19 protein-coding genes and 1 tRNA gene are annotated in these 21863 nt (G+C 71.3%); 8 read left to right on the top strand and 12 right to left on the bottom strand.

Annotated elements, in window-relative coordinates:
* The first annotated feature begins 26 nt into the window (after positions 1-26).
* Complete coding sequence (locus tag CA12_RS19475; protein WP_145360801.1) at positions 27-1220, top strand: metallophosphoesterase; 1194 nt, start codon at positions 27-29, stop codon at positions 1218-1220.
* Here the strand turns inward: CA12_RS19475 and CA12_RS19470 are convergent.
* The gene (locus CA12_RS19470) at positions 1217-3622 is read right to left on the bottom strand and encodes an ABC transporter permease (protein ID WP_145360800.1); all 2406 of its coding nucleotides are present in this window, start codon (positions 3620-3622) and stop codon (positions 1217-1219) included. The two genes, CA12_RS19475 and CA12_RS19470, sit on opposite strands and share 4 nt — an antisense overlap.
* A 55-nt stretch (positions 3623-3677) precedes the next feature.
* Positions 3678-4760, bottom strand: coding sequence for an ABC transporter ATP-binding protein (locus CA12_RS19465; RefSeq protein WP_207622047.1), 1083 nt, complete (start codon positions 4758-4760; stop codon positions 3678-3680).
* A gap of 162 nt (positions 4761-4922) precedes the next feature.
* On the opposite strand from CA12_RS19465, the gene CA12_RS19460 reads away from it, so the two are divergent.
* A complete protein-coding gene (locus CA12_RS19460) occupies positions 4923-5384 on the top strand; it encodes a hypothetical protein (RefSeq protein ID WP_145360799.1) in 462 nt (153 codons plus the stop codon).
* 174 nt (positions 5385-5558) lie between these two features.
* Here CA12_RS19460 and CA12_RS19455 read toward each other — a convergent pair whose 3' ends face one another.
* Positions 5559-6440: a tetratricopeptide repeat protein gene (locus tag CA12_RS19455; RefSeq protein WP_145360798.1), complete on the bottom strand. Its 882-nt coding sequence runs from the start codon at positions 6438-6440 to the stop codon at positions 5559-5561.
* Between the two features lie 397 nt (positions 6441-6837).
* Here CA12_RS19455 and CA12_RS19450 point away from each other — a divergent pair, with 397 nt between their 5' ends.
* From CA12_RS19450 to CA12_RS19430, 5 genes are all read left to right on the top strand, one after another.
* Positions 6838-7170, top strand: coding sequence for a hypothetical protein (locus CA12_RS19450; protein ID WP_145360797.1), 333 nt, complete (start codon positions 6838-6840; stop codon positions 7168-7170).
* 299 nt (positions 7171-7469) lie between these two features.
* Positions 7470-8306, top strand: coding sequence for a histidine kinase (locus tag CA12_RS19445; protein ID WP_145360796.1), 837 nt, complete (start codon positions 7470-7472; stop codon positions 8304-8306).
* A gap of 64 nt (positions 8307-8370) precedes the next feature.
* Complete coding sequence (locus CA12_RS19440) at positions 8371-8808, top strand: response regulator (RefSeq protein WP_145360795.1); 438 nt, start codon at positions 8371-8373, stop codon at positions 8806-8808.
* Between the two features lie 314 nt (positions 8809-9122).
* Positions 9123-10628, top strand: coding sequence for a sensor domain-containing diguanylate cyclase (locus CA12_RS19435; RefSeq protein ID WP_145360794.1), 1506 nt, complete (start codon positions 9123-9125; stop codon positions 10626-10628).
* 150 nt (positions 10629-10778) lie between these two features.
* Positions 10779-11657: a helix-turn-helix transcriptional regulator gene (locus CA12_RS19430; RefSeq protein WP_145360793.1), complete on the top strand. Its 879-nt coding sequence runs from the start codon at positions 10779-10781 to the stop codon at positions 11655-11657.
* Between the two features lie 49 nt (positions 11658-11706).
* Here CA12_RS19430 and CA12_RS19425 read toward each other — a convergent pair whose 3' ends face one another.
* The 8 genes from CA12_RS19425 to CA12_RS19390 all read right to left on the bottom strand — a co-directional run bounded on the left by CA12_RS19425 (position 11707) and on the right by CA12_RS19390 (position 17574).
* Positions 11707-12447, bottom strand: a complete 741-nt coding sequence (locus CA12_RS19425) for an RNA polymerase sigma factor (RefSeq protein WP_145360792.1) — start codon at positions 12445-12447, stop codon at positions 11707-11709.
* A 111-nt stretch (positions 12448-12558) separates the two neighbouring features.
* Positions 12559-12631 (bottom strand) — tRNA-Thr (locus tag CA12_RS19420).
* Positions 12632-12745: 114 nt separating this feature from the next.
* A complete protein-coding gene (locus CA12_RS19415; RefSeq protein WP_145360791.1) occupies positions 12746-13993 on the bottom strand; it encodes an NADH-quinone oxidoreductase subunit D in 1248 nt (415 codons plus the stop codon).
* A 194-nt stretch (positions 13994-14187) separates the two neighbouring features.
* Entirely contained in the window at positions 14188-14697 is a 510-nt protein-coding gene (locus CA12_RS19410) for an NADH-quinone oxidoreductase subunit C (protein ID WP_145360790.1), read from the bottom strand.
* A gap of 1 nt (position 14698) precedes the next feature.
* The gene (locus tag CA12_RS19405) at positions 14699-15223 is read right to left on the bottom strand and encodes an NADH-quinone oxidoreductase subunit A (protein ID WP_145360789.1); all 525 of its coding nucleotides are present in this window, start codon (positions 15221-15223) and stop codon (positions 14699-14701) included.
* Between the two features lie 36 nt (positions 15224-15259).
* Positions 15260-15796, bottom strand: a complete 537-nt coding sequence (locus CA12_RS19400; RefSeq protein WP_145360788.1) for a DUF2203 domain-containing protein — start codon at positions 15794-15796, stop codon at positions 15260-15262.
* 180 nt (positions 15797-15976) lie between these two features.
* The gene (locus CA12_RS19395; RefSeq protein WP_145360787.1) at positions 15977-16567 is read right to left on the bottom strand and encodes a NuoI/complex I 23 kDa subunit family protein; all 591 of its coding nucleotides are present in this window, start codon (positions 16565-16567) and stop codon (positions 15977-15979) included.
* Between the two features lie 50 nt (positions 16568-16617).
* On the bottom strand, positions 16618-17574 hold the full coding sequence (locus CA12_RS19390) for a nucleoside hydrolase (protein WP_145360786.1): 957 nt from the start codon (positions 17572-17574) through the stop codon (positions 16618-16620).
* A 109-nt stretch (positions 17575-17683) separates the two neighbouring features.
* Between CA12_RS19390 and trpD the strand changes: the two genes are divergently transcribed.
* Positions 17684-18745 (top strand): anthranilate phosphoribosyltransferase, encoded by a 1062-nt coding sequence (trpD, locus tag CA12_RS19385; RefSeq protein WP_145360785.1) that lies wholly within the window; start codon positions 17684-17686, stop codon positions 18743-18745.
* 57 nt (positions 18746-18802) lie between these two features.
* On the opposite strand, the gene CA12_RS19380 is transcribed toward trpD, so the two are convergent.
* Complete coding sequence (locus CA12_RS19380) at positions 18803-21820, bottom strand: TolC family protein (protein WP_145360784.1); 3018 nt, start codon at positions 21818-21820, stop codon at positions 18803-18805.
* Between the last annotated feature and the right edge of the window lie 43 nt (positions 21821-21863).

Here is a 21863-nt window from a genome sequence, read left to right as displayed (position 1 = left end):
TCCTTCACTCCCGCACCGCACCGCCCTTGCCAACCGAGGCCTGGCTGAACGCCGCTCTGCTGTTCGCCGTGTTCGCGGGCCACTGCGAACTGATGGCGGCGTGGTGCAACCGCTTTCACGGCTTGAAGGTGCGACACCGGGTCACCGCCAAGGTGCGTGCGGTGCACGATCTGCTGGTGTTCGGGGCGATTCCGGGGCTGCTGTTCGGGTTCGGGCTGTTCGGGTACCGGTTGTTGCGCGGCGGAGAGTGGTCGGCGGTGCCGTGGGGGTGGAAGGCGTACTTCGCCCTGTGCGGGCTGGGCGTGATTTCGCTGCTGGTCTGCACGGCCCGCAACCTGTTCCGCCCGCTGCCGACTGGCGTGCGGCGGGAGGGGCGACGGATCGACGTGACGGCGGAACTGGGCTTCAAACCGATCGGCACGGGCCGGCGGCGTCACCAGGCGGCGGCGCCGTGGAACGGCCAGTTCACCCTCGAAGCCGTCGAGTTGGAACTGACACTTCCCGATTTGCCGCCCGGCTGGGACGGGGCGACGATCGGGCACGTCTCGGACAGCCACTTTCAGGGCGAGGTGGGTCTGCCTTTCTTCGAGCGGGCCTTCACCGAACTCGCCGCCTGGCGCTGCGATCTGTACGTCTTTACCGGCGACCTGCTCGACAAGCCGGCCCGCATCGACTGGATCGCACCGACGTTCGGCCAACTGACGGCGACGAACCCGGCGTTCGGCTGTCGGTTCATCCTCGGCAACCACGACTGGCACTACGACGTCGCCCCGCTGCGGGCGGCGATGACGGCGGCCGGGTGGGGGGACGTCTCCGGCCGGGTCGAGACGCTGCTCCGCGGCGGCGATCCGCTGGCGCTGGCGGGGGATGAATCCCCGTGGCTCAACGGCCCGCCGGACTGGTCGCAGGCTCCGCCGGACGCGTTCCGTCTGCTCCTCGCCCACACGCCGGACCTGTACCCCCGGGCGAAGCGGGAGGGCGTGAACCTGATGCTCGCCGGCCACAACCACGGCGGGCAGATCACGCTGCCGCTGATCGGGCCGGTCTACGCCCCCAGTCAGCACGGCGTCCGCCACGCCGGCGGGACCTACCGGGAGGGCGCCTTGCTGATGCACGTCTCCCGCGGTCTCTCCGGCCGACAGCCGCTCCGGTACGGGGCCGTGCCGGAGGTGACCCGGATCACCCTCCGCCGCCCGGACGACAGGGCGAACGGCGCCTAAAAGTCTGTGCGAGACACATGCCAGGAGGTCAGGGCGAGGATCGCCGCCATGAAGGCGAAGTTGTGGATCAGCGGCCCCCAGAAGTTCGATGTCAGGAGCGGCTGGCGGAGGTCGAGGTCGGCCCCGAACGCCTCCTGGGTTTCCACTTCGCCTCCTAGAACGAGTTGCGAGAGCGTGGCGCTCAGCCCGACGCTGTCCGGCAACAGATAGTGCAGCGGAGTGATCGCGAGGCGGTGAAAATCAGCCAGCCATCCGGGCTCCGGGGCGAACTGAGCCGCCTCGCGGAAGCCGTCGCCGTTGGGTTGGAGTTGGGTTACTTCGTCTGGGCCGGACCCGATCCACAGGGCACCCTCCTCGCCCCAGCCGCCGGCGGAGGCGTCAGTAGTGACGATCTCCCCCCGGCCGTCGATTGAGCCGACCCACAGCGGGCCGCCGTGCGTCGCCAGGGCGAGCCGGCCGGTTTGCGGATCGGCGGCGAACCCGCGGGGGCGATGGCCCGGGACTGGGGCGAAGTCACGGACGGAGCCGTCCGCGGCGACCGCCTTCCCGACGCCCTCCCCCGCCACGACCAGCGCCCCCCTCTCGCCCGCCGCGACGACGACCGCCGGCGGCCCGCCCGGTTTGCCGGCGGGGCCGTCGGCGTCGTACAGCGTGATCTCTGCGGCCGGTTCGGCCGCGCCGGCCCGGTACAGCCGCAGCACGCCGCCGGCGTAAATCGCCAGGTCGCCGGTCTGCGGGTCGATCGCCGCGGCGAACGGTTCCGCGAACGACGGGGAGCGCGATCCGTCGGCCGGCGGGACGATCACTGGCTCGAACTGCGGGTAGGTCTGCTGGGCGATCCACTGCACGGCGGCGGCCAGCATGCCGGCCGTTGGCGCCTCCGGCCCCTCCCCCTCCGCCCAGGGCGTGTACACGCCGAGGCGGCCGGCGAACAACGGGGCGCCGTCCGGGCGAATCAGCAGGTGCGTCGTCAGCGGCGGGGCGACCGCGCCGGCGGTTCCCTCCCAGTCGTTCGCGGCGGTCGCCGTGTAGAGCCGGCGGGAGCCGGTCGAGCGCACCGTACCGCCGGGGCCGCCGCTGACCGAGTAGATTTCGAGGGCCGCCAGCGAGCGCTCCGCCGGCACGAAGTGCGGCCCGGCGAGGCGGTAAGTCGGAATCACCGTCTCCGCCTCGTCACGCCGCCCGGGTGGATACAGGGCCGGACGCCACTCGCGGGCGTTCGGCTCCCACCGGGTCACGCGGCCGTGGACGTCCGCCTGAAACACCTCCCCCTCGCCGGCGACCACCGCGGCGGGACGGTCCTGCTCGGCCCAGAGTTCAAACTGATGCCAGGCTGCGTTGACCACGAAGGAGAGCGCCCACACCACGCCCGACGCCATCACGCAAACGATCGCGTTCTGCCATAACACCCCCACCGCGGCGCTGACGCTGTAAAGCACGGCAAACTGCATCACGAGAATCCCCGCGGCGGCGATCAGCCCGGCATCCCACACGCCCAGCCGCACACCGGCGATCAGCCATAGCCCGCCGCACAAATAGAGCCCGGCGAGGCCCACGAACACGCAGCCGCCGGCGAACTTCGTCAGGAACGTGGCCGTGCGATACACCGGCTTGGACAGCAGCAAGTCGATCGCCCCGGCCTCAAACGTCTGCGGGATCAGCGAGGCCGTCACCAACAGGGCGATCAGCACGCCGACCGGTCCGGCCACCCAAGTCGCCATGGGTTCAATCAGGAGTCGGGCGATGAAGCGAACGCCGCTGCGGTTCAGCTCCAGCCCAAGGTTTGCAGCGAAGAATTCGGTGAAGTCCTCCGGCAGGTCCCAGGGGCCGTAGATGAGGAAGACGCGTTCGTCCTGCGGGGCGGCGATCGCCTGCGGGAACGCCGCCGAGAGGAGCAGCCGGTTGAGCCGCCCCAGCCGCTCCGCCGGGAGCGATTTCGGCCCCTCGGCCAGCAGGCGTTCCGCCTCGCCGGCTTCCTCGTCGGGGGCGCCGAAGGCGTTGTTGGGCCGGTTGAAGCGCACCCCGTCGAAGGCCGCCTCGTCGTAGAACCCCGACGCGGTGAGCACGTCGTCGTTCAACAGGGACCGCAGCCGTTCGGCGTCCACGGGGGCCGCGTCCGCCTCGGTGGAGAGAACCGCCCGCCGCACGTCCGCGGGGAGGGCGGCCAACACCTGATCGCCCGGCTGGGGGCCCGCCTTCGCCTCGTCACGGCGGAGTTCGCCGAGCAGCAGGCGGGCGTCGAGCAGATCGCCGGACTCCAGCCGCCAGGCCGTTTCGTCCCGCAGGCCCAGCGGGGCCACGCCGGCCAGCACGACGGTGAAGAAGGCCAGCAGGAACGGCAGGGTGCGGCTGCGGACCGCCTCCCGCACGCTGTCCTTCAGGATCGCCAGGTAGGGACGCATCAGGAAGTCGGAGGGGGGCAGGCGGAAGGCGGGGGGAGACGACGCAGGACCGGATTCATTCCGTCACGCCGCCGGCCTGACGGACGCCGTCGGCGGTGGGGTCGTCGGCGACGGCCCGCAGGAAGGCGTCTTCGAGCGACGGTTTGGTGCGGACCAGCGAGTGCAGGCTCACCCCGGCCGCCCGCAGGGCGTCGACGGCGGCGTCGATCCGCGGCTGGTCCGCCTCCGCGAGTTCCACCGTGAAGCGGCCGCGGCCGTCGGCGTCGGCCCCCAGCGGCCGCAGCGGCACGTCGCCCAGCCGCGCCCCGACCAACGCCGCTCGCACGGCCTTTTCCGCCCCCAGAACCCGCAGGGAGATCTGCTCCCCGCCGCCGCGGAGTTCGTCCATGTTGCCGATCCCGCGGACCTCCCCGTTCCGCAGGATCGCGGCCCGGTCGCAGACCATCTCCAGTTCCTGCAACAGGTGGGAGTTGAGGAACACCGTCTTCCCGCGGGCCTTCAGTTCGCCCAGCACTTTGCGGATGTCGGCCCGGCCGACCGGGTCGACGCCGTCGGTGGGTTCGTCGAGGATCAGCAGGTCCGGGTCGTGCAGCATCGCCTGGGCGAGGCCGAGCCGCTGCTGCATGCCCTTGGAAAACTTGCGGACGTTCGTGTCGCCCCATTTGGACAGGCCGACCAGCCGCAGCAGGTCGCCGCGGCGTCGCTTTACGTCGGCGCCGGAGAGGCCGGACAGGCCGCCGTAGTAATCGAGGGCGGTGTTCGCGGTGAGGTGCCGCGGCAGGCGGTGGCCCTCCGGCAGGTAGCCGATCCGACAGCGGGCCTCCCGGGCGCCGGCGGGGCAGCCGAGCACTGTCGCCGTGCCGCCGGACTTGCGGCAAATGCCCAGCAGCACCTTGATCAGCGTGGTCTTCCCCGCCCCGTTCGGCCCCAGCAGGCCGAAGATCTCCCCTCGCTCCACCCGGAAGCTCACCCCCCGCAGGGCGTGCACCTTCGTCCGGCCGAACCAGCCGTCGCGGTAGGTCTTGGTGAGGCCCGTCGCGTCCACGACCGGCTCGCCGCTCCCCCGCGGGGCTGGCGGTTGCGGGCAGGCGGGCGGATCGTCGAAGGCGAGGTCGGCGGGCGGTTCGGGCGTCGTCACCGCGGCAGGATACCAACGGCGGCCACGGGACTCCGGTCCGACCGACGCCGTGGCGGGAACGCGATTCTCTCCCCCGACGGACAGGGTTCCGCCCGATGGCCGACGCCTGAGGGCAGCCGTATCCTGAACCCGTCTCACCTCATTTCCGACCGGGATCGCCCGATGAATCTGCGGTACTTCGTCGTCGACGTCGACGGTCAGTTCCGCCGCGTCCCGACCGCCGCGGCCGAGGCCGTCTGGGCGGGCGAAGCGGACGCGGGCGAACTCGACGTGATCCTCGGGTCGGAGTTGAAACTCGTCTCCGCCCTGATCGACGAGAGTCTGAACCCGGTGATGACCTTCTTCCTGCGGGTCGACCTCGACCGGGGGGCGATCACCGAGGAGAGCCGGCTGGCCGCGCTGGAGGCGATCACCGCCGGGCAGGGCCGCCGGCTCGCGGATCAGCGGCAGCGCCGCCAGTTCGAGGGTTGGCCGGACGACTGGCGCCGGCAACTCGCCGTCGCCTTGGACACCCCCGCGGCCTCCTTTACGAAGCTGGGCCTCGGCGGACCGCTGGTGCTCTCCGACCTGTGGGGCGTCTCGCTGGATACCGTGATGGCGTACTTCGAGAAGGCCGTCGGCTAGGCCGCACCGTAAAACGCCGCTGCGGGTCGAGTTGGGAGTCCCGAGCGCAAGCTCCGGCCGTGCGCATCATTGTCGGCTGCGCCGACGACCGGAGCTTGCGCTCCGGGCTCATGGCTCGTTTTGGGCCCGCCGTGGACCCGGCGTCCGCGGCGGGGGCGCCGGCGACCGCCGCGCTTAGATCACGCCCAGGCCGGCCAGGCTGCGGACCCGCTCCAGGTAGACGCGGGAGCGGCCCTGGATCGGCGTCATGAACTCGCCGTAGTTGGGGAACGCGTTCGGGTTGGCCTGCTCCAGCAGGACCGCCTCTTCGAGGAAGGCGAACGCTTCGTCGTAGCGGGCTTCGCGGTAGCGGATCACGAACATCAGGTAGCTCACCCGCGGATCGTCCGGGGTGCGGTTCAGCAGGATCTGGCCGATCTGCTCGGCCGCGTAGGGGTTCACGCCGGGCACGGGAACCGTCTCGGTGACGACCCCGCCGCAGCAGCCGGCGCAGGTGGTCACGCAGCGGGTGCACGGCAGGCAGGCCTGACGGGCCAGCAGACAGTCGGCCGGGACGGCGACATGCTCGCGCAAGTCATAGACGTCGTACGGGTTACGGATCAGCTCGGAGAGCGTCGTCGGCTGCTCGATCACCGTCACCGCCGGCTCCTCCACGATGACCACGTCCGGCTCGGCCGGGTCAAGCGGCAGGACGACCCCGCCCGGCCGCGGATCGGCGGGAACCGTCGGACCGTCCAGCAGGGGGGTGCCCGGGGTGACGGGAGGGATGTCGCCCTCCGCGGCAGGATCGACTTGCATCGGCACGCCGACGGACGGCTCGAACGGCGCTGCCGGCGTCACCCCCGGTTGGGGCGGCTGGGCGGCGGGACTCGGGGCCGGATCGGCGAACGGATCAGCTCCCGGATCGGCCGGGGCCGGATCGTCGAACGGAGCGACTTCCCCGGCGTTCGGCTGCGGCGGGTCCTGTCCGGGGAGCGGAGGAGCCACACCGTCCGCCCCGGGCGGTTGGACCGGCGCGAACAGCAACGGGAGGCAGACGAGCAGGGAGACAGGCACGGCGGCACTTTCGACAAGTGGAAGCGGAGACCGCCTCTCAAACTACCTAAACCTCCCTCCTTTCCATACTGGAGCGTTTTCCGGGCGGCGGCCTCGGGCCGACGCTTGGGTGCTGGCGAGCGCCGTGGCGAGGGAGGCCGGGGGCGCCCGCCATCGTCCGAGCCGGTCGCGTTGTCAGAGCTGTCCGGGGCGATTCCGCTCGCCGTCGGCGAAATCCGCAAATCTTTGTGAGGATCCTGCGAATCGCAGAGAGTCTACCGGCGGTCGCCCCGCTTGGTCCCGCCCCCACGGTCGGATCGGGCTCTCCCCCGTATCGAACGCCCTTGCCGCTGGTAAGGTACTCGACGTCACGTGGCCGGCGACCGGCCCACAACTCCCCCGCTCACCGAGCTCACTGATGCGCAAGTTCACTCCCCTGGCCCTGATCTGCGGCCTCTGCCTCGTTCCCCTCGGCTGCGATAGCGTCGAAGAGGAAGCGGGCGAGACGAACGAAGAGATCATGGAAGCCAACGAAGACGGGATCGTCACCGGTGAGGAAGCCGAGGACATCAACGAGGAGATCAACGAGACCAACGAGCAGGCCGCCGAGGAAGCCGACCTGAACATCGACGCCGAAGACGGCCTCGACGACGGCGACGTGGACATGGATCCGGGCGCCGGCAACGACCTCGGCACCGAGGACGGCGTCGGCAACCCGGACGGCGTGGTCGTCGAAGGCGAATCTCCGTAGTCGCCGGTTCGCCCCGCGATCTCGCGGGCCGCGACGCAGACTCGAACCCGCCGCGAGGATCGCGGCGGGTTTTTTCGTGCGCGCTCTCCACCTCTGCCGGCGCCGTCGGTGCGACAGGGGGACGCCCGGCCCACCGTTCGATCCCTCCCCGCCCGCACCGTCCGAGCGGCGGACGGGTCGCGTGGCAGTTTTTCAGTCGCACGTCCGACGTGGGCGAAACGGCGAACTACGTTTGCATTGGCGTCCACAGGGCGCCGCTGCCGCGATCCGTTTCGTCCGTTCGCCGTCGACCTCGCCTGATGCCGCTCCCCTCCACCGCCGCGACCGACGGACGCCTCCCGGCCTCCGTCGACGAGCCGCGGCTGGAACGGCCGGTTCTGACCGTGACGGGGGCGGTGGGCCTGTTGGTCGGCAGTCTGGCGTGGGCGCTCACCGGGCAGTTCGCCGCGGCCCCGTTGGTGTTCGCCGCAAGCCTGACCACGGCGCTGGCCCTCGCGATCGTGCTGGAGGACCGTTCCGCCGCCATGGCCGCCTTCGAGACGCTCACCCAGGAACTGCGGGCGACGAGAGGCCGCCTTGACGTGCTGGAGCCCCTCAAAACCGGACCGGCGGAGCCCGGCAGAGGCACGCGAGATTTGGAGTTGAACGATCTGTTGCTTCGCGCCGCCGCCGCTTCCGAACCCGCCGCCCGGCGACGCGGGGTGACGCTGCGGACGGAGCCGTCCGAGCTGTACCTCGCCGTGCATGCGGACGCTGCGCTGCTGGAGAGGAGGTTTGCGTCCCTGCTGAACCACGCGATCGCCGCCTCCCCCGCCGACGGCGTCGTCCAGGTTCGCAGTCGACTGAGCGACGATCAGGTCGTCGCGGAGGTGGAATACGCGGGTTCCCCCCAGGAGGCGCTGTCGGACATGTTCGGCTCGTTCCCGGCGTCTGACGACGAGGTGTGGGGCGAACCGACCGTTCACGCGGGCCGCCTTGGGGCAGAATGCACTCCGGACGGCGGGGTGCGGTACTCACTCAGCGTGCCGTTCGGCCATCGATCCGACCGCGACGCCTCGCGAAGACACCGGGTCGAGGTCCCGCCCGTTCGCCCCGTCGCCGCTCGCCCCGCGAGCCGCCGCTCCGTCCCCGCCTAACCTCCGAGCGACCGCGGCCGGTTTCGCCCCGCCCGCCTTCACCGCTGAAATTCAGGACTGCAGCATGAACCCCAACCCCTCCCCGACGTACTCGTCCTCCACGCCGGCGCCCGGTCCGGGGCCGTCGCCCCGTGTGGTGATCTGCGACGACGAGCCTCACATCACCCTGGCCGTTTCCCTGAAGCTCCGGAAGGCGGGGTATGAGGTGGAGGCCCACGCGGACGGGCTGTCCGCATGGCAAAGCATCTTCGCACTGCCGCCGGCGTTGATTGTCACCGATTGCCAGATGCCCCGCATGAGCGGGCTGGACCTGTTGCGCTCGATGCGGGCCGAACCGCGGACGGCCTCAGTCCCGGCGATCATGCTGACCGGTAAGGGATTCGAACTAAGTTCCGCAGAGATGCAGGCGGAGTTGGGGCCGCTCCGGCTGTTTCCCAAGCCGTTCAGCCCCCGGGAACTGCTGGACGCCGTCTCCGCCCTCACCGTGCCGCCGAGGGCGTAGTCCGTGCGAACCGACCGCCGTCCGCGAGATCGTTGGTCGCCGCGTCGCCGATGCGACCGTCGCAGGTCGGCTCGGAGGTGTGTATTTCGCCGATTACGGCATGGCGCCGATGCGAGGGAGGCGGAGCGATCCGGTAAACTCTGCGGACGCCCCCGCCTCGGCCGGTCCCGCCGGTCGTCCCGACCTTCCCCGTAGGGTCCCCTCCCGCCGTGTCCTCCTCCGTGGTTCATTGTCCCGTCGCCCCTCCTGGCGCGGCGGAATTGGCGGGGGGATGGAAACCGAGCCGACTGGTCGGCGGGCGGCCTGATCTGGCCGTGTGGGGGGTGTTTGTGGTCTGGCCGCTGGGAGCGTTGACCGGCGCGGCGCTGTCGTGGCCGCCCGGCGCCGGGGCCGTCCTGCTGATGGCGATTCCGGCGGTCTGGATCGGGTGGCGGCTGTCCGGCCCCGCCGCCGGGCTGTTCGCGGCGATCGCCGGCCTCTGCTGCGCGAGCGAGGCGACCCTGCTCCGCGTCATGCGGCGGATCGGCGAATGGTACGACGTCGTCCTGCCCGGTCCGGCGGACGATCGCCTGTTCGCCCCGTTGGCCGCGATGATCCTGATTGCCCTGGTGTTCCGGGCGCTGCGGGATCGTCCGGAGGAGCTGACGCTTCACCCCCGCTCCGTCGATCCACGCCGCTCCGGCAGCGGCGTCGGGGTGCTGGAACAGGCCGCCTCGCTGTTGAGCCTTCAGCAACAGGACGAATTCACCGTCGACCTGCCGGGCGCCTCCCGCTCGTTGGACGGGGTGGTCCGCAGCGTCCGGGCGACGGCCCGCGGCTGCCTTCGATGCGAACACGCCTCCGTCTGGCTGTGGGACGGCCTCCGACTCCGCGAGGCGGGACCGCCCAGCGGGAGCAACGTGCGAACCCCCGTCCCCGATCCGCGGGTCGGCCTCGCCGCGTGGGCCCTCGAACACCGCCGCCCGATCACGCGGCAGACGCTCGGCATGTGGGTGGCCCGGGACCGCACGTTGGCGGACGCGTTGGCCTCCGATCCCGCCCCGCCGGCCGGCATCGCCCCCCTGCTGACCCGTTGCGCCCCCGGCGAAGGGACGGACGGCGGCGACGAAATCCTGCTCGGCCTGTTGATCGTGGATCAACCGCAGGGGTTTGACCCGCAGTTCGCCGCCGTGCTGGCGGCGTTGGCCCGCTTTGCCGCGACGGCGCTGGAGAACGCCCGCCGATTCGATCAGATCCAAGGGCGCGCTCGCCGGGACGACCTCACCGGCCTGCTCCGCCGGGACCCGCTGCTGGAGGATCTGGCGGCGATGCTCGTCCCCGGACACGCCCAGCGCCGGGGGCACAGCGTCGCCACGGTGATCGGCGACCTCGACCACTTCAAAACGTTCAACGACAGCTTCGGCCACCCCGCCGGCGACGCGGCGATCCGACAGGCGGCGACGATCTGGCGGGACCTGCTGCCGGTCGGCGCGCGGCTGTGCCGCTACGGCGGGGAGGAGTTCCTCGCCGCCCTGCCCGATCACACCGCCGCCGAGGCCGCCGCCCATGCGGAGAAGGTCGCTACGGCGATCCGGGCGGCGGGCGTGACGGACGACGGTCGCACGCTGCCGATGACCGCCAGCTTCGGCGTCGCCGCCGCCGACCCGATCGACACCCCCCAGCACGGCGGGGCCGGCGCCGCCGCCGATCGCCTGATCCGTCGGGCGGACAGCGCCCTGTTCGCCGCGAAGGAAGCCGGCCGCGATCGCGTGGCGGTGGTCGACGTCGACGGCATCCTGATCGCCCAGCCGGTCGGCCCCTCGGTCCGCAAAGCGCTCTAACGCGGCGTTCCGGCTTGGGGAAGCGGGGCGGTTTCTTGTTCGGTGAGGGAGGAATGCGACCGCGGGTGTCCCCCTGCGACGGCGGTTTCCGTTCATGGGAGTGGACTGATCAGTTCCTGCCCTCCCCTCCACCTCGGACGAACCGTTCCCATGACGCGGCTCACCGCTTCGCACACGCCGTTTTCGATGATGCAGGAAGCGTCTCCGCGTGCCGACGAGGACCGTCCCGACCGCGGCGCCCCGCGCCGTCGCCTAACGGTGGGCCAGGTGTCGGAGGCCTGCCGCGTGGCGCGGGAGTGCTTGGAATGCGGCGAGAACCCGGGGTGCTGGACGATGCTGCTGATGCGGGCCGTCCGAAAGTGGACGGGAGCCGACCGGGCGGCGGTCGTGTTTCCGCAGAGCGGCGTCGTGCTGCCGAGCGGCGAATGGCGGGCGTTACGGCGGAAGTCCAGTTCCCGCGGGTTGCGGACCTCCCGCGCCGCCCTGCTCGCGACGGCCCGGAGCTCGGTCGAGGCACTGCCCGACGCCGCCGCCGAGGCCAATCGAAAAGCGTTCGTCGCCAAGCCCCTGATGGCCGGCGATCTTCCCGACTCGCCCCCGCCGGCGCCGCGGGTGGGGCCGGCGGGCGATTCCCGGGTGGGGACGGCGTTGGTCTGGCGGGACGGCTCCGGCCGCGAACTCGTCCTGCTCCTCGGCCCGGCGGGCGACGCTGAACCGAGTGCGATCGGCGCCCGTCTGACCCGCGTCGCGGTGCGGGAACTCGCCTCGGCCGGTCGCCGGTTGAGTCACCCGGGCGACGCCTCGCCGGACGCCCTCACCCATCGCGCCCGCACCGTCCTGCACTACTGGCTCGACGGGCTGCTCGAGAAAGAGGTGGCCGGCGTGCTCAACGTCTCCGAGGGCACGGTGCACAAACAGGTGCATCGCATCTACAAGCACTTCGGCGTCTCCAGCCGCGGCGAACTGCAGGCTCAGTTCCTGCGTCGCGGTTGGGGACGGCGGCGGCTGTGGCGGGATCTCGCCTCCTGAGGAACCGACGTCGCCGCGGACGCCTCCAGCGAGGGCCGCTCGCCGGGTTTCAGTCGTCCGCGTCCTCGGGCACGTCGTCGCCGCTCCCGCGTCGGGCCGTCGGCGGGGCAAGCCCGTCGATGACGCCGGAGCGGATGAGATCGCGGATCCCGGAAAGCTTCCGCTTGACGGTTTTCGGCGAAACGCCCAACGCCCGGGCGATCTCGCCGCTGGTGCGGGATTCCAGGCGGCCGACCACCACCTCGCGGGTCAGGTCGTTCGGGAGGGACGCCATCAGCCTCTCGAAGGTGTCGGCGAAGGCGGCCAGATCCGCGGGCGACAGCTCGACGGAGGCGGCGCCGTCCAGCCCGTCGGACGGCCCCTCCGCGGAGAACACGTCGCCGGCCCCGCGGGTGCGGCCGCCGCCTCGCTTCGCGGCTTTCTCCCGGCGGGCGTAGTCGATCGCCTTCCGGTCGGTCACCCGGAGCAGCCAGCGCCACAGATCTTCGGAATCGCTGAGCGTGCCGGCCCCGAATCGGCCCCCGCCGGCGTGATTCCAGAGGGCGAGAAACACGCTGCCGGCGACATTCTCGGCGTCGGCGGCCCGTAAACCGCGCAGTTTTCGCTCCAACAGGCGGACGACCCGGGGGAGATACTGACGGGCGACCTCCCCGACGGCGTCCGGATCTCCGATCCGAACCCCCGGTAGGAACTGCGTCACGCCGCCGGTCTGCTCCACCGTATCGTCCTTCCGCGATCTGTCAGCCGGCGTCGCCCCGGAGCGCGTGGAAGAACTGGAGGTACGAATCACGAGAGCCTCGGAACGAGGGGGGACGAACGTCTCATCCGATCATACGGCGCCGCGACCCCCGCCGCCGCACCCCTTCGGTCCCGTTGACCGACACACCGTGAAGAATGAAAAAGCCGTCGGTGGGATTTGAACCCACGACCTACGCTTTACGAGAGCGTCGCTCTACCAGCTGAGCTACGACGGCGAAGCGTTCCGAACGCGGCGAAAGCGGCGTCGCCGGAAGGCGGGGGGATCGTAAAGCCACCCGCCCCGTTCGTAAAGACCACGACGCCCGCCGAAAGGTTCGACCCCCGCGGACTCAGCGGTCGATCTCCCCCATCACCACGTCGAGACTGCCCAGGATCGACGGCACGTCCGCGATAAAGCAGCCCACGCTCAGCGGGCCGATCACGGAGAGATTGCAGAACGAACTGCTTTTCGCCCGGGCCCGCAGCGGGATCGGACTGCCGTCGCCGACGATGCCGAAGCCCATCTGCCCGCGGGGGCACTCGGTCTCGAGGTAGACCTCGTCCTTCGGCAATTTCTGGTTCCAGCGGTGGGCGACGCGGAAGGGGCCGTCGGTCGCCTCGTAGCGGTCCAGAGCCTGCCGGATCAGGCCGACGCTCTGCACGACCTCCATCATCCGGACGTAGAACCGCGTCCAGTTGTCGCCGAGGACGGCTTCGGGCGGGGCCTCGGGGAACGGGCCGACGGGAATGTCGAAGTCGTAGTCGTCGTAGTGCCGCGTGTAGATCTCCTCGCCGTCGCGGCGGAGATCGTGGTCGACGCCGCTGCCGCGGAGGACTGGGCCGGTGCAGCCGTGGCCGATCGCCATGTCGGCGTCCATCACGCCGAGACCGGCGGTGCGTTTGATGAAGATCCCGTTGCGGGTCAGCAGCGTGTGGTACTCCTCGATCCGGGGCTCGAACCAGGTGAGAAAGTGCCGGACGACGTCGCACCAGCTCATTTCGGTTCCCTCCGGCACGCCGGTCATCGCGGCGAGACCGGGCGGCATCGGGACGACCTCCGGCAGGTCGTGCGTCGCCCCGCCGGGGGTGAGGTAGCTGTAGGTCAGCCGGGCGCCGCAGACGTGTTCGAACAGGTCGAGGATCATCTCCCGTTCGCGGAACGCGTACAGGAACGGACTGAACGACCCGAGGTCCAACCCGTACGCCCCCATACCCAACAGGTGCGAGGCGATTCGGCCCAACTCCGCGATCGCCACCCGCAGGTGCCGGCCCTTCTCCGGCACGTCGATCCCCAGCATTTTCTCGACGGTGCAGGACCAGCCGAGGTTCATGTTCATCGCGGCGAGGTAGTCCATCCGGTCCGTGTACGGGATGTACTGGGCCGGCGTGAGGTTCTCGCCGATCTTCTCCGCGCAGCGGTGCAGGTAGCCGATGTGCGGCGTGCACTCGCGGACGATCTCCCCGTCGGTGCGGAGGAGCAGCCGCAGCACGCCGTGCGTGCTGGGGTGCTGCGGCCCCATGTTGACGAGCATCTCCTCGGTGCGGACGTCGAACTCGATCGTCCGCGGGTCGAGCGGCGGGGCGGCGACGGCGTTCATCAATCCTCAGAGCTAAAAAGGGCTTCGCCCGGGGGGGAATCGAACCCCCGATGACTGTTCCCGGAGGAACCGCCTACCCGCAGTAAACCGGCGGGATCAACGACGCGAAGTCGCACGGCTGGCCATCGCCTTCCAGGCGAAGCCCCGGAGGATTGTAACGCGGAGGCCCCGCGGGGCCTCCGCGACTTGGCGACTCACCGACACCGAATGCCGCCGTATTCCTCCGGCATTTCGTAGTCCTTCCGCAGCGGGTGGCCGACCCAGTCGTCGGAGGTGAGGATGCGGCAGAGGTTCGGGTGACCGGTGAAGTTCACGCCGAGCAGGTCGAACGTCTCCCGCTCGTGCCACTCCGCGATGGGGAAGATCCCGCTGGCGCTGGGGACCTCTGGCAGGTCGTCGTTCGTGCCGCGGGGCAGGACGACTTTGAGCGTGTGCGCCTGCGTCAGCGGGAAGTTGGAGAGGCGGTAGACGACCTCCAGCCGCGGCTCCCCCTGGTACTTCCCTTCCTCGCCCGCCCGGGGGGCGAAGTCGTAGGCGGTCAGATCGTTGAGGTGCCGCAGGCCGTGCTCGTCCCGCAGGTGCGTCAACACGTCCGGCACGGCGTCGGCGGCGATCTCGATCCAAGGATCGGTCGCCGCGCGCAGATCCCGCACGGCGTCGCCGAAGCGGTCGCGGAGAGCGGTGTGGAGGTCGGCAGCGGTCACGTCAGGCTTTCCTCGCAGCGTCTTGGCGGGCCTGCCCGGCGACGGTCTTCACCCAGTCCAGGTCGCCCCGCTTCCAGATGTAGGCGAAGCCGACCAACAGCACGCCGAAGAACACCGCCAGATCGGCGGCCCCGGCGACGGCGAGGCGGGTGGCGTCGCCGGCGTTTAGCAGGGCGTCCGCGGGCAGCGTGCCGACGGCGTGCCCGCCGAGGCGTTCGGTCAGGAGCAGCCGGGTCGACTCGGTGAGCGCCGGGTCCGTCAGGGCGATCGTGCTGCCGTAGACCGCGGCCCAGGGGAACAGGAACGCCAGCTCCACGTCGAACACGATGAACAGCAGCGCCACGACGTAGAACCGCAGGTCGAACCGCACATAGCTGCTGCCGATCGCCTCCTCGCCGCAGTCGTAAATTGCCGCCTTATCCGGCGTGCGGTTCTTCGGACGGATCAACCGGCCGAGCGTCAGCGGAGCCGCCAGCGCGGCGACCGCGGCGGCGGCAAAGATCAGCAGGTGGCCGGCGAGGTCCATCGTGTCCCTCTCCTATGACGAACGCAGGGGGAAGGACTAGGCGGCGTGATCGACGGCGGGAAGATCCGCCGCGGCGCCGACGGGGGCGGCGAGCGACCGTAGCGGGGCCCGGTCGGCGGGGTCGGCGGCGGCGGGGCGCCAATGGGTCACGGCGTCTTCGCCCGGCCGCCAACTGTAGAAGCCGTCGCGGGCCTCGCCGTCCGCCGTGACGCGGGGGCCGGGGAACTCCACCAGCCCCCCGCTGGCGTCCCGCAGCACGGCGCCGAGCCGGCGGATCTCCGCGACGTACCCGCTGAGGCGGTCGGCGTCCCGGCCGAGTTCGCGTTCGACATCCTCCAGCTCCTCCGCGTGCGGGCCGTCGTGATGCCGTTTCGAACCGGGCGTGCGGCGGACCCAGGCGAGCCGGGCGCGGCGTTCGGCAAGATCGTGGGCCAGCGGGACGGCGTCGCCGACGATCCGACGGACCAGCGGCAGCGTGGCGGTCGCCCGCTCCGCGGTGAACAGGGCCGAGGGCCGACCGATCGAACGTCCGGGCGGACTGGCGGTCGGGGAGAGATCGGCGCTGCGAGTCATGGCAGGGAACGGGCGGCGGGGGGGACCGGGGCGATGCGGCGATCGCAGTCTCGACGCCCGCGTGGCGCAACCCGGGACGTTCCTATCTTTCCCTTCATCGGCCGGAAAGCCAACCGCACCCGGCGCCGGCCGCGTCGTCGTTAAAGTCCGACCCGCCGTTTCCACGCGGAATCGGCCGGCTCAGGCCGCGGCGGGCTTCTCGATCACCGGCAGCACCGCCGCCCCGTTGGGCGCCGGCATGCCCGGTTCGCCCTTCACCCAGACCGGGGCGTCCAGCGACTTGCTCTCGGCGACGACCGTGGGATTCAGGGTCGCCCGGCCCCAGGCGGCCTCCAGCGGGAGCTTGGCGAAGTCCACGCTGCACCCGTCCCGGGTGTAGCAGCTCAAGTCGTGGGTGGAGCCCATGAAGATGCAGTCCACCGGGCACGGATCGACGCACAGGGCGCAGAACATGCACTTCGTATAGTCGATCGTGAAGCCGTCGACGCGGAAGCCCTTCTTCCCGTCGGGCCCCGTGTCCATCGTCTTGTCGATGTAGATGCAGTCCACCGGGCAGGCGACGGCGCACTTATCGCAGCCGATGCACGCCGTCAGATCGAAGCGATGGAAGCCGCGGTAGCGGGCGGCGACCGGCAGGGGCTTCTCCGGATACTCGTACGCCTCGGTGTAGGTCTTGCGACGGTAGGTGCGCAACGCCGCCAGCAACGTGACGCCCATCCCCTGGGCGACCGTCACGACGGCGGTTGTCAGATTGCGGAACCAATCACGCACAGGGAAAATCCCAAATCTCTAGAAACAAGAACCAGATCCGCAGCGGACGCTCAACGCCGATTGGTCAGCAGGTCGATCACCCAATCCTGCACGCCGGGGGCGTCGACCTCGCGGACGACTTCCACGTTGGTCTGCCAGCGACGGACGCCGCGGCGGTCGAACACCGTCATCCCGCGGGTCAGGTCGCCGGCGGTTTCGACGTCGACGGCCATCTCCTCCCGCTCGAACAGCGCCGGGCGGATCGCGGCGGCCAACGCGGTGGGCTCCTGCAGGCTGATCCCCTCCACGCCGAAGTGCTGGTGGTTCGCCCGCAGCGCCCAGGGCAGCATTTGTGCGAGCAACTCCCCCGCCCCGCCGTCGAGCGTCCCCTTCACCGCCTCCCAGGCCGGCGGGCTGAGCACCGGCTGCCGGGTGACGTCCAGCGGAACAAGCGTTTTCGCGGCCCGCCCGGTCAGCACGCTGCGGGCGGCGAGGGGGTCGGCGGCGACGTTGAACTCCGCGGCGGCGGTCGCGTCCCCCCCGCCCTCCACCGTCCCGGCGGCGATCACCAGCCCGGCCAGCGCGTCGTAGAACCCGCCCCAGCGTTCGGCAGCGAGCTTCACGTTCGTCAGCGGCCCAAGCGTCAGCAGGGTGACTTCGCCCTCGTGCTCGCGGACCAGTTCGACCAGCAGGCGGGGCGAATCGCGGGGGGCGTACAGTTCCACATCCGGCAGTTTCCACGCGCCCAAGCCGTCCGGCCCGTTCACCGCGGCCCAGTCCAGCTCCTCCCCGCCGAAGCCGACGCCGGCGCCGGCGTCGCCCGTTTCGCAGGCGCCGACCTTCGGACGTTTGTCCGGGTCCAGCAGGGTGAGGAGCGCCGTGACGTTGCGGGTCGCGGTCGGGCCGTCGACGCAACCGGCGGTCGCGGTGACGGCCAGCAGTTCGATTTCCGGATCGAGGACCGCCAGCGTGATGGCCAGGGCGTCCCCGATGCCGGGGTCGGCGTCGATGATGAGCTTCCGGGGCATCGAACGGGCGCGGCGGGGCGACGGCGACAGGGGAGATCCATCTTACCGGAACCGGGCCGGCTCGTCCCCCGCTTGCGGTTTGGCGGCGCCCGAACCACGTTGGCCGACGATGACCGCACCCGCCACAAATCGTCCCTCCAACCCCGTCCGGCGGGCGCTGTCCCTGGCGCTGCAGGGCCGCGACGTCCCCGTGGACCGCATGCGGGAGGCGGTCGAGGCGGTGATGGACGACGCCGCCGACCCCCATGCCCTCGCCGGGCTACTGATCGCCCTGCGGATGAAGGGGGAAGTCGCCGGCGAGCTGGTCGGCGCCGCCACGGCGATGCGGCGCAGGATGACCCCCGTTCCCGTCCCCCCCGCCGCGGACGGTTCCCCCGACCCGCTGCTGGACACCTGCGGCACCGGCGGGGACGGCCTGCACACATTCAATATCTCCACCGCCGCCGCGCTGGTCACCGCGGCCTGCGGGGTGCGGGTGGCGAAGCACGGGAACCGCTCCGTCAGCTCGAATAGCGGTTCTGCGGACGTCCTGGAGGCGTTGGGGGTGAACGTCTCGCTGAGCCCGGAGCAGGTCGGGCGGTGCGTCCGCGAGGTGGGCCTCGGTTTCGCCTACGCCCCGGCCTCCCACGGGGCGATGCGGCACGCGGCGCCGGTCCGCAAGGGGCTGGGCGTGCGGACGCTGTTCAACTTGCTCGGCCCGCTGACGAACCCGGCGGGGGCCGGTCATCAGCTGTTGGGGGCGGCCTCGACGCAGCACGCCGCCCTGCTGGCGGAGGCGTTGCACGCCCTGGGCACGCGGCGGTCGCTGGTCGTCTGCGGGAACGACGAACTGGACGAGGTCAGCCTGTGGGGCGAGACGGCCGTGTTCGTGGTCACGCCGGAGGGCGTGACGCGGGAGACGTGGACCGCGGAGACCCTCGGCCTGCCCGGCTGCACCGCCGCCGATCTGCGGGCGGACGGCCCGAAGGCCAGCGCCGCCGTCATCCGCGGCGTTCTGAACGGGGACGCCGGCCCGGCCCGGGCGATCGTCGTCGCGAACGCCGCCGCGGGGCTGCTGGCCGTCGGGGCGGAGAGCGACCCTCGGGCCGCCGCCGCCCGGGCCGCCGCGGCGCTCGACGAGGGGGCCGCCGCGGCCGTGCTGTCCCGCCTCGCCCAATGGACGAACGCCTGACCGCGTGCGGCCCGGCGTTCGTCGCTCTTTCCGTCAGCCGTTCTCCGGCGTCGTCCGTCAGTCGCCGGAGACCCACTCGCCGAGGCTCACCGGCTGTTCCTGGACGGCCGGGGCGACCGTCCGCGGCGTGACGAACCGCGGCGACGGCGCCGCGGGGGCGACGGGGAACGACGCCGTGGAACGGCTCGCCCGCAGCGGGCGCCAGTGCTTCGCCTCGTCCTCGGCCGCCGGTTCGGCCGGCGGCACGAAGGTCGGGGAAACCACGGCGGGCGCCGGGGCCGGAGCCGCGGGCACCGCGGCGGAGGCCGGCGTCACCCGGGCGGTCAACTGCGGGGCGGTCGACTGCGGGGCACGCCAGCCGGCGCCGTTCATCAGCTGCGCCCGGCGGGCGTTGCGAATCGCGTCCGCGGCGGACAGCGGCTCCCCGGCCGGCGCCTCGCCCGCCCCGTTCTGCGGGGCGTTCGGCGTCGGAGCGTCCAGGTCCAGACCCTCCAGGATCGCGTCCACGTCCAACTCGTTGGGCATTACGTTCTCCAGGCCCGGCACGAGGTCGCTCGGGGAGAGCGGCGTCTCCCGGCTCCCGCCGGGGGAGCGTTCCCCGGCCGGCGGGACGGGCGGCTGGACGCTCGGCTCACTGATCGGCGGCGCGGGGTTCCGCGGCTCCTTCATCGGCAGCGGGGCCGGAGCCGGGGCCGGGGCGAGCACGGGACCGGCGCCGTCGCGACGGGCGCGTTCACGGGCGGCGGCGGCCTCCTCGGGCGTCGGTTCGGGGACCGGCGCCGGCGGGGGCAGCGGGCCAGGCACGAAGTTCGTCGGAGTCTGCTGCGGCAGGAACGCCGCGCCGGGCGGGCAGCCGTTCGTCAGGAACTGCGGGCAGGCCCGTTCGTCCTCCGCCTGGGTGAACGGCTCCGGGCTGGTTTGCAGATGATGGGCCGGCAGGGCGTGGCTGCGTTCCCAGGCCCGCCGCATCGCCTGCTGGTAGGCCTTCGGCGTCCACATGCCCTCGGCCAGATACACGCCGTTGGCGTCCAGCGACGTGCCCTTCGTCAGTTGGAGCAGCGCCTGGGCCTGGTTGTAGGCGACGATCTCCTCGAAGTAGGCCCCTTCCGCGACGGCGAGGTCCGACTGGGCCCGCAGCAGGAAGTCCGTCCGCAGGTTCCCCGCGTCGAAGGCGTCCGTGAGGATCCGCAACCGCTCCTGGGCGGCGCCGATCTGATTGTAGAAGTTCGTGGCCGTCGCGTGCCGCAGGGCGACCTGCTGGAAGGCGTCGGCGAGCTGGTGCGAGACGTCCAACTCCTGCGCCGCGAGCACCCGGCGGGCCTTCGTCAGCCGGTATTCCAGGTTCCGCACCTGGAGGTGGGCCTGCCGGAAGCCGATCGGGGCGCTCAGTTCGACGCCCAGCTGCCAGCCGGTCTGCTCGGCGTCGGCGAGCGTGCCGAAGGCGCTGGATTCGTCCTCGTCGGCGATCAGGTCGTCGCCGAAGCCGTTGACCTGGTACTGCGAGACGAGGTTCAGCGTCGGCTGGGTCAGGCTGCGGGCGGCCCGGAGCTGAAGTTCCAGCGATTTGACCCGGAACTTCTGCTGACGCAGCTCCGGCCGATGGCACAGCGCTTCCGCCAGGCTGGAGTGCCACTCCGGCTCGAACGGGGCAGTAATCGGCTCGGTCGCGGGACGGATCACGCGGCCGTCGTTCACCGGCAACGCCATCACCCGCCGCAGTTCGGCTTCGGCGGCGTAGATCTGGTTCAGGGACTGCGTCGCCAGCGATTTCTGCTGGAAATATTGGTTCTCCGCCTGGGCGAGCTGCGCCGGGAGCGGCTCCTCGTTGTTCCCGAACCCCTGCTCCTGCAGGGCGCGGTAGGCGACGGTCTGCACCCCGTCGGCGGACTCCGCGGCGGTGAGTTCGTCGGCCCGCAGGTTGCGGACGTCGGCGGAGTTCCGCAGGCGGCGCCAGGTCTCCAGGGCGCTGTTGCGGGCGGCCAGCCGGGTGTCGTACTGCCGGTAGGCGTTGTACAGGTTCCAGTAGGAATCCTCGACGCCCTTCACGAGGTCGCGGACGTTCCGCTCGAAGTCGAGCAGGTTGATGTCCTCGTTGATCCGGGCGATCACGACGCCCTGGTTCACGCCGGTGATGGCGGAGAAGTTCGGGTTGCGCGGCCCGGCGATGCGGGTGTACTCCACCCCGGAGCCGGCGAGCAGCGGTTGGGTGAACCGCAGGCCGACGTTGGTGGTGTAGTTGTTCGGGAACAGGCCGAAGGAGGGGTCGCTGTCCAGGTAGTTCACGTTCCCGAACGAACTGACGGTGCCGCCGGTGGCGAGCGTTTTGTTCAGGCTGCTGGAATAGGTGGCGGAGTTAGTGGTGGTCTCGCCGGGCAGGAGGGCCCCGGTGCCGAAGCCCCCGCCGGCGCCGGCGCCGGCGCCGGTCCCGCCGGTGCCCGGCAGCCCGCCGGTGCCGGTCCCGCCGCCGGCGCCGGTCACGGCGCCGCTGGTCCCGCCGGCGCCGAAGTTGTTGCCGAGCGTTTCGTTGCGGTTGAACAGCAGCGAGGAGGTGAAGTTGGCGTCGAAGTCCGCCAGCGCCGCCTCAACGCCGCGGTTACCGAATAGCACGCCCGTTTGGGCGATCGCCGGGTCGAACAGGCTGGGGGCGCCGTCCGGATTGGAAAGCGTCGCGGTCTGGAAGCCGGAACCGGTGACGTTCCCGCGGGGGGCGACGGTGCGGAGGATTTCGCTGCGTTCCAGCGCAATCTTCACCGCGGCGTCGAGCTCCAGATCCCAGATCTCCGCCTTTGACATATCCGCAATGGTGCGCGGGGCGGCGCCGTTCAACAGCGGCCGCACGTCGTTTTCCACGCCGTGCGCGTAGGAAATCTTGGCGCCGGACTCGATGTGCTCCGCCGGCCGGGCGTCGCCGAGGTAGGTCAGCTTCGGCTCCGCCTGGGTTTTCCCGCCGAACCCGGCGCAGCCGGGCAGAGCCACCAGGGCCGCGACGCAGCCGGCGCCGGCCGCACGACGCAGCCGCGCAGCCCGGGAGCCGCGACGAGACAGCGACGGGACGTTGAGGGGGGGCCGTGTCATCCGATCGCCCGTGCGAAGAGGTTCAATCCCGATCTGCGGCGCC

Origin of the sequence: Alienimonas californiensis, from assembly GCF_007743815.1 — a bacterium.
GTDB lineage: Bacteria > Planctomycetota > Planctomycetia > Planctomycetales > Planctomycetaceae > Alienimonas > Alienimonas californiensis.
Note: the sequence above shows the minus strand (reverse complement) of the source record. Positions and strands in the feature narration are given on the sequence as shown.